This is a genomic window from Raineyella sp., assembly GCF_034933565.1.
GTDB lineage: Bacteria > Actinomycetota > Actinomycetes > Propionibacteriales > Propionibacteriaceae > Raineyella.
The window spans coordinates 1-13,121 of record NZ_JAYFNG010000012.1 but is presented as its reverse complement, the minus strand read 5'-3'; the positions used below and the strand labels follow the sequence as shown (position 1 = coordinate 13,121).

Sequence of the window (13,121 nt, the reverse complement as noted above, 5' to 3'; positions counted from 1 at the left end):
GGCCACGAGTCGTGTCACCGCCTGCGAAGGAGTGTCGTGCCCACCGACTTCTGCCCCTGCCAGAGCGGTCGTCCGTACGCGGAGTGCTGCGGCCCGCGTCATGACGGCAGCCGACCGGCCGAGACCGCGGAAGCCCTGATGCGGGCGCGCTACAGCGCGTACGCCCGGGGCGACCTGGCATACGTGGCCCGCACCTGGGCCCCGCGGACCCGGCCGGATGACCTCGCCCCGCAGCCCGACCTGACCTGGCGTCGTCTCGAGGTGCTCGACGTCGTCGACGGCGGACCCGACGCCACCCAGGGCCGGGTGACCTTCGCAGCGCACTACCGGGTGGGCGCCGACCGCGGCACGCTGCGGGAGCACAGCCGGTTCGAACGCGTGGCCGGCGTCTGGTACTACGTCGACGGCTGCTGAGACCGCTCCGGGGACGATCGGGACGTGGCCGGGCCCGACCAAGACGTGACCGGGCCCGGCGACGGGGCCAGCCGGTCGATCAGCCGGCGCAGGTCGGTGATCCGCTCCCCGTCCCCGGCCACCGGGATCCCCGGCGTCTCGAGGATCACGCACCGGATGCCGACCTGCTCGGAGGCGAGGGCGTCGATCGCCCGGTCGCCGACCGCGAGGCAGTCGACCGGGTCGAGGTGGTTGCGCTCCAGCACCGCCCGGTACATCGCCGGGTCCGGCTTGCGCGGGAAACCGTCACCGGGGCAGACGAGGTCGTCCATCGCCAGGCCGGTCGCCGTCAGCAGCGCGGCGGCACTGGTCCGGTCCCGGTTGGTCACGACGAGGTTGAGCCCGCCGATCCGGCGGACGTGATCGATGACGTCACGCGCCCCGGCCATCACCGGCGGGGGAGCGTCGGCCCAGGACCGCTTGAGGTCGGCGTACGCGGCGTCGAGCTCCTCGTGCGGGATGGCGTACCGCTCGGACAGCTCGTCGATCGCCGAGGCGATCGCCCGCCGCGTCATCCGGGCCACGGTCGCCGCCGCCAGGGCGTGTCCGTGACGGGCGGCGACGGCGGCGAGCGTACGGTCCACCGAGGGATAGGTGTCGATCAGCGTGCCGCCCATGTCCCAGATGATGCTGTGAGTTGTCACACGCTCATTCTGGCCTGTCCTAGCATGGACCACAGGTTGTCGCCCGGGACCGGGCTTCGGTGCCTCGGGCTCGCCGTCATCCCAGGAGTCCGTCATGGCTGTGTCGTTCTACACCCGTCGCAGTGTCCTCAGTGCCACCGGACTGGCCGCCGCCGCGGTCGCCGGTTCGTCCCTCCTCGCCGGCTGCAGCACCGCCGCACAGCAGACCGGGGAGGGCGTCCCCACCAGCGAGATCCCGGTGGGCGGTGGCATCGTCCTCACCAAGGGCAAGTACGTCCTCACCCAGCCCACGGCCGGGCAATTCCACGCCTTCACCAACATCTGTGCCCACGCCGGCTGCCAGGTGGCCCGGGTCAAGGACGGCCAGATCCAGTGCGACTGCCACGGCAGCCGCTACTCGATCACCGACGGGCATCCGGTGCACGGTCCGACGGTCCGGGCCCTGGCCGAGTACCCGGTGACCGTGAGTGGCAACAAGCTGTCGGTGCACACCCCGGCGCTCACCACCCCGACCGCGCCCTGGTCGCCCACGACGTCGGCCTCCCCGTCCTCGGGGTCCTCATCCCCGGAGGCGTCGTCCGCCTCGCCGGGTGCCTGACATCAGGCGGCCTCGGCAAGGGGCCGGCTGAATGCGTGCGTACGGGTGTAGCCGGTGGTCAGGTCGGTGATCCGGACCCGGACGATGCCGTTCTCGTCGATGGCGTAGTGCTCCTCGACCATCGGCCCCTGCGTACGCCTCACCGGGATCGCCTCGAGGTCGGTGCCCTCGGCCTGCAGCGCAGGGTCGAACGGGAACACGATCTGCGCGAAGGGGGCGATGTCGCCGCGCGGCTCACCGGACGGATCGACCTCCGTGTACTCCACGAACCGGTACCAGCCGATGTTGTGCGCCGCGCGGTAGCGCCGGGTGATGACCAGGTCGCCGTGGTCCGGGATCGGCTGGTCGCGGCCCAGGATCGGGTCGAAGCTGACGGTGGAGCCCGCGTCCCCCTCACGGAACACGCCGAACCACCGCGACAGCCGGTCGGCCAGCGAGTAGCCCGCCTCGTCGTCGGCGGCGATCGCCAGGCCGATGGCGGTGGACGCGGCCGGGTAGGGGGAGCGGTGCACCCGGCGGCCGAACTCCTCCTTCAGCAGGCGCGGGACCAGCGGCAGCCCCGAGGCACCACCGACCAGGTAGATGCCGGCGATGTCGGCGGCCAGTGGGGCGTCGCCCTCGAGGTCCTCCACCAGCGGCGCCATCGCCCGGAGCGAGGCCTCCACCAACGGGGTCGCCCGGGTGTAGAAGTCCTCGACCTGCACGGTGACCGGCTGGGAGTCGACCTCGACCGGGATCCGCCGCGACTGCGGGAAGAGGTGCTCCTTCGCGTCGCGGCAGTCATCGAGGAGCCTGACGTACGTCGCCAGGTCGATCTCCTCGAGGCGGCGGCCCGCCTCGTCGAGCGCGCAGTCGGCCAGGACGGCATCGAAGTCGTCGCCACCGAGCATGTTGAGGCCGAGCGACCCGACGATCTCGTGGTCGACGCCGTCGACGTTGACCAGCGAGGCGTCGAAGGTGCCGCCGCCGAGGTCGTAGACGATCACCCGGGTCCGCTTGGAGTTGAGTGTCCGGCCCTGCCGGTGGGTGTATTCGAAGCCGGCGGCGGAGGGCTCGTTGATCATCGCGGTGACCGTGATCCCGGCCCGGCGGAAGGCCTCCAGGGTGAGGAACCGCTGGGCGCCGTGGGCATGGGCCGGCACCGCGACCACCGTCGCCTCCGCGGTCGCCGGATCGTACGCGTCGGCGATGCTCGAGGTGGTGGCGAGGGCGTCGCGGACGGCCGTCAGGAAGCCGGTGAGCAGGGTGAGCAGCCCGACCTCACGGTCACCGATGGCGATGGTCGAATCGGCGTTGACGTCACCCGCGCCGAGGGCCCGCTTGAACGAGCGCAGCAGCGGAGCGCCCTGCTCCGCGGCGTCGAGTGCCTCGAAGCCGTAGCGGAACCCGTCACCCACCAGGGCGACGACGGAGGGGAAGTATTCGTGCGGGTCTCCGCTCGGATCGAGGAAGCTGACCACCGGGTAATTACCGCGATCGACACTCGCTGCGGTGGTGCGGGTGGTGCCGAAGTCGATGCCCAAGCGCATGCCTCGACCCTACCAATCCGCGGTGCTCGCCCTGCGGACCGACCGGGCGGGCGTCGCGAGGGACCGGCCACCACCCGGGTGTCCCACAGGAAGCATGTCGTCGGTGTTCCACAGGGAAGCATTTCTTCCCGGCCGGGTGGCGCCCTCCCGGCGGACACGAAAGGGTGGCGGTGGACCTGCACCACTCGTCATGCCCAGGAGGATCCCCGTGTCGGACGCCACTCCCCAGAAGTTCATGCTCTCCAACCACAATCTCGGTCTCGACCTGATGCGCGCCACCGAGGCTGCCGCACTGGCCGCGGCTCGCTGGGCCGGCCGCGGCCAGAAGGAAACCGGTGACGGTGCCGCTGTCGGTGCCATGCGCGAGGTGCTGTCCCACATCCGGATCGACGGCACGATCGTCATCGGCGAGGGCGAGAAGGACGAGGCGCCGATGCTCGCCAACGGCGAGAAGGTGGGCAACGGCGACGGCCCGGCGATGGACATCGCGGTCGACCCGGTGGACGGCACCCGCCTGCTCGCCTGGGGCATGCGCAACTCCATCGCGCTGCTCGCCGGCGCCGAGGGCGGATCGATGTACAACCCCAAGGAGTGCTTCTACATGGAGAAGCTCGCCGTGGGCGCGGACGCGGCCGATGCGATCGACCTCCGGGCCCCGATCGGTGAGAACATCCGCAAGGTCGCCAAGGCCAAGGGCAAGCCGGTCGACCAGATCACCGTCGGCGTGCTCAACCGCGACCGCCACCAGCAGCTGATCGCCGACATCCGCGACGCGGGGGCGGCGACCCGGCTGTTCACCGACGGCGACGTCGCCGCCGCCGTGATGGCCGCCCACCCGGACATGCCGCGTCTCGACATGATGGCCGGCATCGGCGGCAGCCCGGAGGGCGTCGTCACCGCCTGTGCGATGAAGGCGCTGGGCGGCCGGATCCTCGCCCGGTTGTGGCCGACCTCCGATGAGGAGCGGCAGCGTACGCTCGACGCCGGTCACGACCTGGACCGGATCCTCGACACCGGCGACCTGGTGACCAGCGACCAGACGCTCTTCGTCGCCACCGGGATCACCCCCGGCGACCTCGTCGAGGGGGTCAGCTTCCTGCCCGACGGCGGCGCCCGCACCCACTCGATCGTGATGCGCTCCGCCTCCGGCACCATCCGCTACGTGGATGCCTACCACCACCTCGACAAGGTCGAGGAGTACCAGCGCCGCCACGAGGTCGCCGGCATCGACTGGAAGTGACCTCCGGGCCCCCGGACGGGTCCCCGGAACGTCCGGACGAGGGCCCCGGACCGGAACGTCCGGACGAGGGCCGGACGGGAACCGTTCCGGGCAGCGGCCCGGGGCGGTCCCGGACATGATCGACGGGCGGCGGACCCACCGGTTCCGCCGCCTTTCGGCATCCCGGAACGAACCGGCGCCCTGAAACGGACCGGCGCCCCGGAACGGACCGGCGCCCCGGAATGGATCGGAGCGCCGCAGTGTTGACAATGGTGACCGTCCCACCAGACCCCGGAAGGTAGCCGTGTCGGAGACCATGCCGCTCTTCACGTACGAAGCCCACATCGACCCGCGCCAGGTGCGTGCCGACACGCTCGTCGTCACGCTCGGAGGGTTCGTCGACGCCGGGCACACCCAGCGCCTGGTGGACCACCAGGTCCGGGAGGGGCTGGAGAGCCACCGGATCGGCACCTTCGACGCCGACGTCCTGGTCGACCACCGGGCCGAGCGGCCCGGCATCACCTTCGCCGGGGACCGCTTCACCGACTACGAACCGCCGGAGCTGGTGCTCCTGCAGGCCACCGACAGCGCCGGTACGCCCTTCCTGCTGCTGCGTGGCCCGGAGCCGGACTTCCGCTGGGAGGAACTCGCCGCGACGATCGAACGTCTGGTGGACGACCACGAGGTGCGCACCACGGTCTTCGTCCAGGGCATCCCGATGTCCACCCCGCACACCCGCCCGGTGCAGGTCACCCGGTGGGCCTCCCGCCCCGAGCTGATCCCGGGCAACCGGCCGCTCTTCGGCACCATCCGGATGCATGCGTCGTTCCCGTCGATGCTCGCGCTGCGGCTGGGGGAGGCCGGCCACGACGTGATCGGCCTGGCCGCCCACGTGCCGCACTACCTCGCTCCGGGCGACTACCCCGACGCCGCGCTCGCCGTCATCGAGAGCCTGCGGACCACCGCCGGGATCGCCCTGCCGACCGCACCGCTCGAGCTCGTCCGCTCCGCCGTCCGCGCCGAGATCGACGAACAGGTCGCGTCCTCGGAGGAGACCCGGGAGATGGTCGCCGAGCTGGAGCACCAGTACGACCGGTTCATGGCCGAGCACCGGCTGGAGGCCGCGCCGCGGCCCGTCGACCTGCCCAGCGCCGACGAGATCGCCGCCGAGGCGGAGAAGTTCCTCCGCAGCCTGGACGAACCGCCCGCCGGCGACGGACCCTCCACCGGAGACGAGCCCCCGACCGGCGACGAACCGCCGCAGGGCTGATCCGGGAACCACGCCGCACACCCGCCCCCTCCACGTCGCACCTCCGCCTCGCTGTCCCACACCGCGCAGACCCGGGGTGCGGCACAGCGGTGGAGGGAGAAGGTCGTAGGCTGGCCCTGATGAGCACCTCAGTCACCTCCAGCGCCCCGACCACCTCCGAGCTCCTGTCCGGATGGGGACGCACCGCCCCGTCCCGCGCTGACGTGGTGCACCCGTACGACGCCGAGACGGTGATCGAGACGGTCCGCGCCGCTGCTGACCGCCGCGCCGACGGCGGGCGCGGTGTGCTGGCCCGCGGCCTGGGCCGTTCGTACGGTGACGTGGCCCAGAATGCGGGCGGCCTGGTCGTCGACATGACCGGCCTGACGACGATCCACTCGATCGATCCGGACAGCGCCACGGTCGACCTCGACGCCGGCGTCAGCCTCGACGCGCTGATGAGGGCCGCGCTGCCGTACGGCCTGTGGGTCTCGGTGCTGCCCGGCACCCGCCAGGTGACGGTGGGCGGGGCGATCGGCAACGACGTGCACGGCAAGAACCACCACAGTGCCGGGTCGTTCGGCGACCACGTGCTGTGGATGCAGTTGCTCGTCGCCGACGGCCGGGTGCTCGAGCTGACCCCGCAGGGCACCCCCGACGATCCGGACGCCTCGATCTTCTGGGCGACGATCGGCGGTGTCGGGCTGACCGGCATCATCCTGCGGGTCCGCCTCTCGATGACCCGCACCGAGACCGCGTACTTCATCGCCGACGGCGTCGTCACCCACGACCTGGACGAGACGATCGCGGTGCACTCCGACGGCTCGGAATCACGCTACGAGTACTCCAGCGCCTGGTTCGACGCGATCAGTGCCCCGCCGAAGCTCGGCCGGGCCGCGATCTCGCGCGGGTCGCTGGCGAAGCTCGACGAGCTTCCGGCGAAGCTGCGCAAGGACCCGCTGGCCTTCGACGCGCCGACCCTGGTCACCCTGCCGGACGTCTTCCCCAACGGACTGGCGAACAAGTACACCTTCTCGGCGCTGGGCACCGCCTGGTACCTGAAGAGCGGCAACTACACCGGCAAGGTGCAGAACCTCACGCAGTTCTACCACCCCCTCGACCTGTTCGGGGAGTGGAACCGGGCGTACGGCACCGAGGGTTTCCTGCAGTACCAGTTCGTCGTCCCGCCGGCAGCGGTCGAGGAGTTCAAGAGCATCATCGGCGACATCCAACGGTCCGGGCACTACTCCTTCCTGAACGTGTTCAAGCTGTTCGGTGAGGGCAACCGCGCACCGCTCAGCTACCCGATGCGGGGCTGGAACGTCTGCGTCGACTTCCCGATCCGACGCGGGCTGGACACCTTCCTGAACACCCTCGACGCCCGGGTGATGGAGTTCGGCGGCCGGCTCTACACGGCCAAGGACTCGCGCACCGGCGCAGAGAGCTTCCACCGGATGTACCCGCGGATCGAGGCGTGGATCGCCACCCGGCGCCGGGTCGACCCGGACGGGCTGTTCATGTCCGACATGGGCCGGCGCCTCGAGCTGTCCTAGGGCCCGTACGGCTGTCCGGTGCGGTAGGGCGACCCCGGGTCCCCTGTGCAGGTCCCCGCTGCGGCGACTGCCTGGGTGGATCCTGAGGGTTTCCGGCACGACCGACGGGGTGCGGCGTTGTCCCGGCGCGTAGGCTGATGCTGTGCAGGTCACTTCCGAGTCCGACCCGTCCGCGACCTCGCGTCGCACCGCAGCTGACCGTTTCCTGGCGCTGCGGCAGGAGCTGTGGCGGCGTCTGCCGCGCCGACTGGGTCGGATCGTCCCGCCGGACTTCATCGGCTACGCGATCCTCAACCTGTTCACCTTCCTGGTGGACATGGCGGTCCTCACCCTGACGTTCCGGGGCCTGCACGCGCCCTACCCGGTGGCGACCACGATCGGGTACGGCACCGCCCTGGTGCTGTCCTACCTGCTCAACCGGTGGCTGAACTTCCACTCCCGGGCCCCGGTCGGCCCGCAGACCGTACGGTATGCCTTCGTGGTGCTGGTGAACTACTTCGTCCTGCTGCAGGGTGTGGGCACCGGACTGGAGCACCTCGGGGTGCAGTTCCAGCTCTCCCGGCTGATCGCCGCCGTCTGTGAGGGCCTGTGGACGTACGCCGGGATGCGCTGGATCGTCTTCCGCGGCGACACCCGCCCGGTCCGGGCGACGGCGACCGTCGCCTCGGCCCCCGCCGCCCTGGCCGCCGGCGGGGCGCCGGACGGCACCGAGCCCGACCGGGTCAGCCTCCGCAACTGACCGACAGCCGGGGAGGGCGAACGCGATGGAGTACGCGATGTTCCTGCGGGGCATCAACGTCAACGGCGTCCGGGTGCCGATGGGCGAGCTCCGCGACTGCCTGACCGATGCCGGTCTGGAGGGCGTCCGCACCTACCTGCAGACCGGCAACGTGACGTTCAGCTCGGTGGAGCAGGTCCGTACGCTGCAGCCCACGATCGAGGAGGCGCTCACCTCGACCTTCGGATACGAGGCCCACGTACAGCTCCTGTCGCATGCCGAACTGGCGGCGATCGTCGGGGGCTATCCCTTTCCGTCGAGCCCGGACCACCATCGCTACGCGATCCTCTGCGCGACCGACCGGGTGGCCGCCGACCTGGTCGATCTGGCCCAGACCGCCGCCCACGAGCCCGGCGGCGACCGGGAACGGGTGGCCGGTGGCACCGGCGTCGTCTACTGGTCCTGTCCGAAGGGCTCGACCCTCGCCACGCCCTTCGCCAAGGTGCTGGGGCAGCGGCGGTTCCGCGCGACCACGACCAACCGCAACCTGAACACGCTGGAGAAGATGCTCTGAAGCGTTCCGGTCGCTCGTACGGCCCGTCCTACTGCTCGTCGGGCTGTCCGCTCGGGCCGGACGCCCCGTCGGTGCCGGTCACCCCGTCGGTACCGGTCACCTCGTCGGGGTCGGCGTCCTGGGCGGCCGGAACCGGGCGGTCCACCGCTGTCCTGCCCCCGCCGGTGGGGGCCGTCCCGATCGGGGCACGCAGCACGGTCCGCCTGAGCAGCCAGTCGACCAGTGGGCCGAGGACCATGCCGGCCGCGATCGCGATGCCGATACCGATCAGCGCGTTGTCACGGAACCACGCCCCGGCCAGGCTCCCGATCAGCACGCAGTACAGCGCCCACAGCGTCGAGCTCACCACCACGACCTCCATGAAGCGGCGCCGGGAGTAGCCCACCACGCCGCAGACCAGGTTGATCACGATCCGCACGCCCGGGATGAACCGGCCGACGATGATGAACGTCGCGCCCCGGCGGAAGAGCTCCTCGCGGCTCCAGGCGACCGCCGCGGCGATCTTCGGACGCCGCCACAGGCCACTGCCCGACAGCCACCGGGACCTGCCGATCGAGTAGGCGATGTTGTCGCCGCACCAGGCCCCGCCGGCGGACACCAGGAACAGCACCACGAGCAGTGCCGGATGGCTGTGCACCAGCACCGAGGCCATCGAGATGACCACCGACTCACTCGGCACCGCCGGGAACACCGCGTCCCCGAGGATGAGCACCACCAGCAGGGCGTACGCCCACACCGAGGTCGTGGCGCCGAGGATGAACTCGGTGATCTGGTGCAGCATGCGGCCTCGTCCCGGTCAGCAACAGGGTGCCTCCAGTGTTCCACGCCGTGCCGCCCGCCACACCGGCGCCGGTGCGGTCGGCCCCGGCGCCGCCGGTAGGGTCGGGGCATGACTGAGCCGCAGAACGTCAAGCCCGAGGTCGAGCTCCCGCAGGGCCGCCCGCCGGTGAACCTCGAGATCAAGGACCTCGTCGTGGGGGAGGGAGCGACGGCCGCGAAGGGGGACACCGTCCGGGTGCACTACGTCGGCGTGGCCCTGAGCACCGGGCGAGAGTTCGACTCCTCCTGGGAACGCGGTGAGCCGCTCGCGTTCACCCTCGGCGGCCGCCAGGTGATCCGCGGGTGGGACATGGGCGTGAAGGGGATGCGCGTCGGCGGCCGGCGCCGCCTCGTCGTCCCGTCCTTCCTGGCGTACGGCGACCGCGGTGCCGGACCCGACATCCGCCCCGGCGAGACGCTGGTCTTCGTCTGTGACCTGGTCGGGATCGAGCCGCAGGACTGAGCTGCGCCGCGGCCACCCGGTCACCGGGGCCGGCGGATCGGCCGCGCCGCCGCACCCCGTCCGGGCCCACGGTGAGCCGACCGCGGTCCGTCGAGCCGTCCGGGCCAGCACCTACCCTGGGCTGTGAACGTCGTGCCCTGACGCCGAGACCGGAGGACCCCGTGGAGATCGCTGTGATCATCTTCGCCGTGATGGCGGCCGTGCTGGTGATCGGTGGCGTGGGGTGGCTCGGCATCGTCGTGCACCGGGCGCGGGTGACCGCCGTGGCACGGCGGTCCCTGACGATCGGGCAGCAGACCACCACCCCGGCCGAGGTGTTCTGGCGGGCCCGGGAGCTGAGTGAGTCCCCGCACGTCCGGGCCATCGCCGCCCCCGCCATCACCTCTCCCGACGAAGCGATCCTGGCGATCCAGGAGACCGTGGCGGCGCTCCCGCCGGCGCATCGGGAGGAGGCCCGCCAGACCCAGGCGGCCCTGGATGTCGCCCGGGCCGCCCGCTCCGCGGCGACCCACGGGTTGGAGCAGGCGCGTGAGGGCGACTCCGTCCGGCTCGCCGCGGGGGTCTCGGAAGGGCTGCTGACCGCCCTGTCGACCACCGCCCTGCCCGGGCACCCGGCGATCGCCGGCAGACTGGAGGCCGGCCGCCCGGGAGCCTCCCGAGGGGGCGGGGTGGCCCGCAGCCAGGCCGATGAGTTCGCCAGTGCCGCTTCGGCGGCCGTCGACCGCTTCCTCGGGCACGTGCCCGTCCTGTCCTCCTGGGGGATGGACCCCGAGGCGATCGCGGGGGCGGTCGGTTCCCGGCTCGGCTCGGTGGCCCGCGACCTGATGGGCACCTTCGGCGTCCCGACCGCCCGCACCGACCAGGGCTCGGGTCCGGAGGGTCGCCGGCTGCTCGACGCGATGGACGAACTGGGCCAGCAGGTCTCGCCGGCCTACCTCCATCAACTGGTCACCCGCAGTGACGATGCGCTGCAGAGCGTCACCGCCAGTCTGGTCCGGCTCGAGCGCGAGTTCCGTCCGTCCTCCCGCCGGGAACGCTGGCGGCGGGCGTACTGGCCCAGCGTCGGCGACGTCGTCGCGCAGGAGGCGCTCCGCCACGGCCGCCGGGTGCTGGTCGAGGAGAACGAGACCCACCGCGCGCTGGTCGAGGCGGTCCGGTCGATGGAGCAGGCCGAGACGAAGGTACGTGGCACCGCCTGGGCCCTGGTCCAGCGTGACGTCGCCCCGGGCACGTTCGTCGGCCCGGATCTGTCGGCGTACGCCGGCCGGCTGGAGTCCTACCTCGACGAAACAGGACGCCGCCGCTCCCGCTGACCCGGGCCGGCCGCCCCACGTCCCGCGGACCCATGCTCGAGTTCACCCGTACTCGGGTTCACCCAGGCTCGAGCCGACCCACGGCCCCGGCAGCGGGGCCCGGCGGGTCAGTCCCGGCCGTAGATCCGGAAGAAGTTGCGCAGGATCCGCCGGGCGTGCGGGACGGGGGAGCGCCGGGCCAGGTCCTTGAGCCCCTCGGACTCGTGCGGGTGGAAGTAGCCGTTGTGCTTGTACTCCTCGATCCGCCGGGACAGACCGTCGGCATCGAGCTCGGGGTGGAACTGGGTGGCGTAGAGGTTCTGCTTGATCCGGAACATCTGCACCGGGCAGGGATCGGACGTCGCCAGCAGCACCGCACCGGGCGGGAGCTCACGGACCGCCTCCTTGTGCCCCACGAACGCGTCGAAGCGGGTCGGCAGGCCGGCGCACACCGGGTCCCGGCGCCCGGCCAGGGTGAGCTCGACGGACACCGGCCCGACCGGTTCGCCGTACGTACGATCCACCACCGCGCCCTCGTGGGTGCCGAGCGTGCCGACGCCGTAGCAGGCACCCAGGAGGGGGACGTCGTTCTCCACGACCACATCCATCACCCGGGCGAGCTCGGCCTCGACCTCCAGCTGGAGCGCGGACTTGCACTCGACCGGATCGGAGGAGTTGAACGGGCTGCCGCCCAGCACGAGTCCGGACCAGGCCTCCGGGTCGAAGTCCCCGAGCGGTTCGCGATCGATCCGGACCCGGACCAGCTGATCGGCCTCCAACCCGCCGAGCCGCTGGAAGGCGGCGAACTCGTCATCGGCGATGGCATCCTCGGCACGGGTCGCCAGCAGGAGGAAGGGGCGCATGACGGTAGTCTGCCGCGTCGGGCAAGGAGACGGCGGTCCGCTCCACTCCATGACATGCCCCCGCCGACGGGCCTGCGCGCTCCAGCGGCGTACGTCCCTCCGTCGGCCCGGCCGATCGGCGGGCCGGGCCGGCACACGGGGACGGTCGGTGCCCGTGACCACCGGGTCACTACGATGCAGTGGTGCACCACACGGTGTCCGATGACCGCCGGGAGGAAGGGAGACGGCCATGGAGACGCTGGGGGCGATCCTCTCCCACGCCGCGGCGGGCTGGCTGGACGCCCTCGCCCTCCGCCTCGACGTCGCGCAGGCCTCGGGGGGCCTGATCGGCCACACGGCGGCGATCCTGGTCGCGGTGAGCGCCTGTGTCTCGATCCTGGTCGGGCGCTCGGTCGTCCTGGCCGTCAACCGGATGCGCCGTGGCGGCATGGTGTTCGTGATGGTCCTCAACTTCGTCACCCTGGTGCTGACGTACGCCCTCCTCGGTCTCCTGGTCTGGGTGGCCGGCACCCTGGTGATCGGTGTCCGGGTGCCGACCGAGGAGGTCGTCTGGGCGGTGCTGTGGGCGTGTTCACCGCTGGTCCTCGGTTTCGCGATCGCCATCCCGGTGCTGGGCACCGCGATCGACCGTGCGCTGTCGCTGTGGTCCCTGCTGATCCTGTGGAGCATCATCGGGGACCTCTACGCCACCTCCCTGTTGGTCAGCGGGGCCATCGCCCTGGCCACCTTCCTCGCGGTGTGGCTGCTGTCCGCGGTCTACACCCCGCTGCTGGCACGGGCGCGTGACCTGCTGTGGCGCCGGGCCACCGGCCGGCCGCTGTACGACTCGGCGCGCTATCTGCTGGAACAGGCCGGGATCGAGGGCAGCGAGGCCGATCTGGACGGGGCGGCCTGGCTGGTCGAGCCCGACCGCAGCCGACGGGGAAGGCACCGATGATCACCGACGCCCTGCTGGCCGCCCTGCTGGTGCTGTTGTTCTTCGCCCTGCTCGCCCCCAACGAGTCGATGCGCTGGTGGGCGACCCAGAGCCGCGCCGAGGCCGAGCGTCGCGCCGAGCGGGTGCATGACCTGATCGCCGCCGAGAAGGGCGGCCGGGACGCCCGCACCAGCTACATCGTCTACATCTCCGGGGTGGGCGCGTTCGAGC

The 13,121-nt window shown here is 71.7% G+C and carries 15 protein-coding genes; 11 read left to right on the top strand and 4 right to left on the bottom strand.

The window, feature by feature from the left end:
• On the top strand, window positions 1–414 hold a 414-nt coding region (locus VB059_RS04410), incomplete at its 5' end, for a YchJ family protein (RefSeq protein ID WP_323420816.1).
• Here the strand turns inward: VB059_RS04410 and VB059_RS04405 are convergent.
• A complete protein-coding gene (locus VB059_RS04405; protein WP_323420815.1) occupies window positions 396–1,097 on the bottom strand; it encodes an HAD-IA family hydrolase in 702 nt (233 codons plus the stop codon). The genes VB059_RS04410 and VB059_RS04405 overlap by 19 nt on opposite strands.
• 94 nt (window positions 1,098–1,191) lie before the next feature.
• Here VB059_RS04405 and VB059_RS04400 point away from each other — a divergent pair, with 94 nt between their 5' ends.
• On the top strand, window positions 1,192–1,695 hold the full coding sequence (locus VB059_RS04400; RefSeq protein ID WP_323420814.1) for a Rieske (2Fe-2S) protein: 504 nt from the start codon (window positions 1,192–1,194) through the stop codon (window positions 1,693–1,695).
• Between the two features lie 2 nt (window positions 1,696–1,697).
• Here the strand turns inward: VB059_RS04400 and VB059_RS04395 are convergent, their stop codons facing one another.
• The gene (locus VB059_RS04395) at window positions 1,698–3,224 is read right to left on the bottom strand and encodes an Hsp70 family protein (protein ID WP_323420813.1); all 1,527 of its coding nucleotides are present in this window, start codon (window positions 3,222–3,224) and stop codon (window positions 1,698–1,700) included.
• A gap of 190 nt (window positions 3,225–3,414) precedes the next feature.
• On the opposite strand from VB059_RS04395, the gene glpX reads away from it, so the two are divergent.
• The 5 genes from glpX (at window position 3,415) to VB059_RS04370 (ending at window position 8,537) form a co-directional block, all read left to right on the top strand.
• The gene (gene glpX, locus VB059_RS04390) at window positions 3,415–4,464 is read left to right on the top strand and encodes a class II fructose-bisphosphatase (protein ID WP_416339495.1); all 1,050 of its coding nucleotides are present in this window, start codon (window positions 3,415–3,417) and stop codon (window positions 4,462–4,464) included.
• 283 nt (window positions 4,465–4,747) lie between these two features.
• Window positions 4,748–5,713 carry a PAC2 family protein gene (locus VB059_RS04385; RefSeq protein ID WP_323420811.1) on the top strand — a complete coding sequence of 322 codons (966 nt, stop codon included), beginning with the start codon at window positions 4,748–4,750 and terminating at the stop codon, window positions 5,711–5,713.
• A gap of 119 nt (window positions 5,714–5,832) precedes the next feature.
• A complete protein-coding gene (locus tag VB059_RS04380) occupies window positions 5,833–7,245 on the top strand; it encodes an FAD-binding oxidoreductase (protein WP_323420810.1) in 1,413 nt (470 codons plus the stop codon).
• Between the two features lie 142 nt (window positions 7,246–7,387).
• Window positions 7,388–7,984, top strand: a complete 597-nt coding sequence (locus VB059_RS04375; protein ID WP_323420809.1) for a GtrA family protein — start codon at window positions 7,388–7,390, stop codon at window positions 7,982–7,984.
• 25 nt (window positions 7,985–8,009) lie between these two features.
• Window positions 8,010–8,537, top strand: coding sequence for a DUF1697 domain-containing protein (locus VB059_RS04370; protein WP_323420808.1), 528 nt, complete (start codon window positions 8,010–8,012; stop codon window positions 8,535–8,537).
• 28 nt (window positions 8,538–8,565) lie between these two features.
• On the opposite strand, the gene VB059_RS04365 is transcribed toward VB059_RS04370, so the two are convergent.
• Window positions 8,566–9,318 carry a DedA family protein gene (locus tag VB059_RS04365; protein WP_323420807.1) on the bottom strand — a complete coding sequence of 251 codons (753 nt, stop codon included), beginning with the start codon at window positions 9,316–9,318 and terminating at the stop codon, window positions 8,566–8,568.
• A 108-nt stretch (window positions 9,319–9,426) separates the two neighbouring features.
• Between VB059_RS04365 and VB059_RS04360 the strand changes: the two genes are divergently transcribed.
• Entirely contained in the window at window positions 9,427–9,819 is a 393-nt protein-coding gene (locus VB059_RS04360; RefSeq protein ID WP_323420806.1) for an FKBP-type peptidyl-prolyl cis-trans isomerase, read from the top strand.
• A 161-nt stretch (window positions 9,820–9,980) separates the two neighbouring features.
• A complete protein-coding gene (locus VB059_RS04355) occupies window positions 9,981–11,132 on the top strand; it encodes a hypothetical protein (protein WP_323420805.1) in 1,152 nt (383 codons plus the stop codon).
• 107 nt (window positions 11,133–11,239) lie between these two features.
• Here VB059_RS04355 and VB059_RS04350 read toward each other — a convergent pair whose 3' ends face one another.
• Complete coding sequence (locus VB059_RS04350) at window positions 11,240–11,974, bottom strand: glutamine amidotransferase (protein ID WP_323420804.1); 735 nt, start codon at window positions 11,972–11,974, stop codon at window positions 11,240–11,242.
• A gap of 229 nt (window positions 11,975–12,203) precedes the next feature.
• On the opposite strand from VB059_RS04350, the gene VB059_RS04345 reads away from it, so the two are divergent.
• Together VB059_RS04345 and VB059_RS04340 are read left to right on the top strand one after the other, a co-directional pair.
• Window positions 12,204–12,911, top strand: coding sequence for a hypothetical protein (locus VB059_RS04345; protein ID WP_323420803.1), 708 nt, complete (start codon window positions 12,204–12,206; stop codon window positions 12,909–12,911).
• Window positions 12,908–13,121, top strand: a 214-nt coding sequence (locus VB059_RS04340; protein WP_323420802.1) for a hypothetical protein, incomplete at its 3' end; no start/stop codon positions are given. The genes VB059_RS04345 and VB059_RS04340, both read left to right, overlap by 4 nt.

What these genes read in the sequence shown, in the direction of transcription:
- VB059_RS04380 (WP_323420810.1), top strand. Translation starts at nt 5,833, where the DNA reads ATGAGCACCTCAGTCACCTCCAGCGCCCCGACCACCTCCGAGCTCCTG.
- VB059_RS04395 (WP_323420813.1), bottom strand. Translation starts at nt 3,224, where the DNA reads ATGCGCTTGGGCATCGACTTCGGCACCACCCGCACCACCGCAGCGAGT.
- VB059_RS04400 (WP_323420814.1), top strand. Translation starts at nt 1,192, where the DNA reads ATGGCTGTGTCGTTCTACACCCGTCGCAGTGTCCTCAGTGCCACCGGA.
- glpX (WP_416339495.1), top strand. Translation starts at nt 3,415, where the DNA reads ATGCCCAGGAGGATCCCCGTGTCGGACGCCACTCCCCAGAAGTTCATG.
- VB059_RS04365 (WP_323420807.1), bottom strand. Translation starts at nt 9,318, where the DNA reads ATGCTGCACCAGATCACCGAGTTCATCCTCGGCGCCACGACCTCGGTG.
- VB059_RS04370 (WP_323420808.1), top strand. Translation starts at nt 8,010, where the DNA reads ATGGAGTACGCGATGTTCCTGCGGGGCATCAACGTCAACGGCGTCCGG.
- VB059_RS04360 (WP_323420806.1), top strand. Translation starts at nt 9,427, where the DNA reads ATGACTGAGCCGCAGAACGTCAAGCCCGAGGTCGAGCTCCCGCAGGGC.
- VB059_RS04350 (WP_323420804.1), bottom strand. Translation starts at nt 11,974, where the DNA reads ATGCGCCCCTTCCTCCTGCTGGCGACCCGTGCCGAGGATGCCATCGCC.
- VB059_RS04345 (WP_323420803.1), top strand. Translation starts at nt 12,204, where the DNA reads ATGGAGACGCTGGGGGCGATCCTCTCCCACGCCGCGGCGGGCTGGCTG.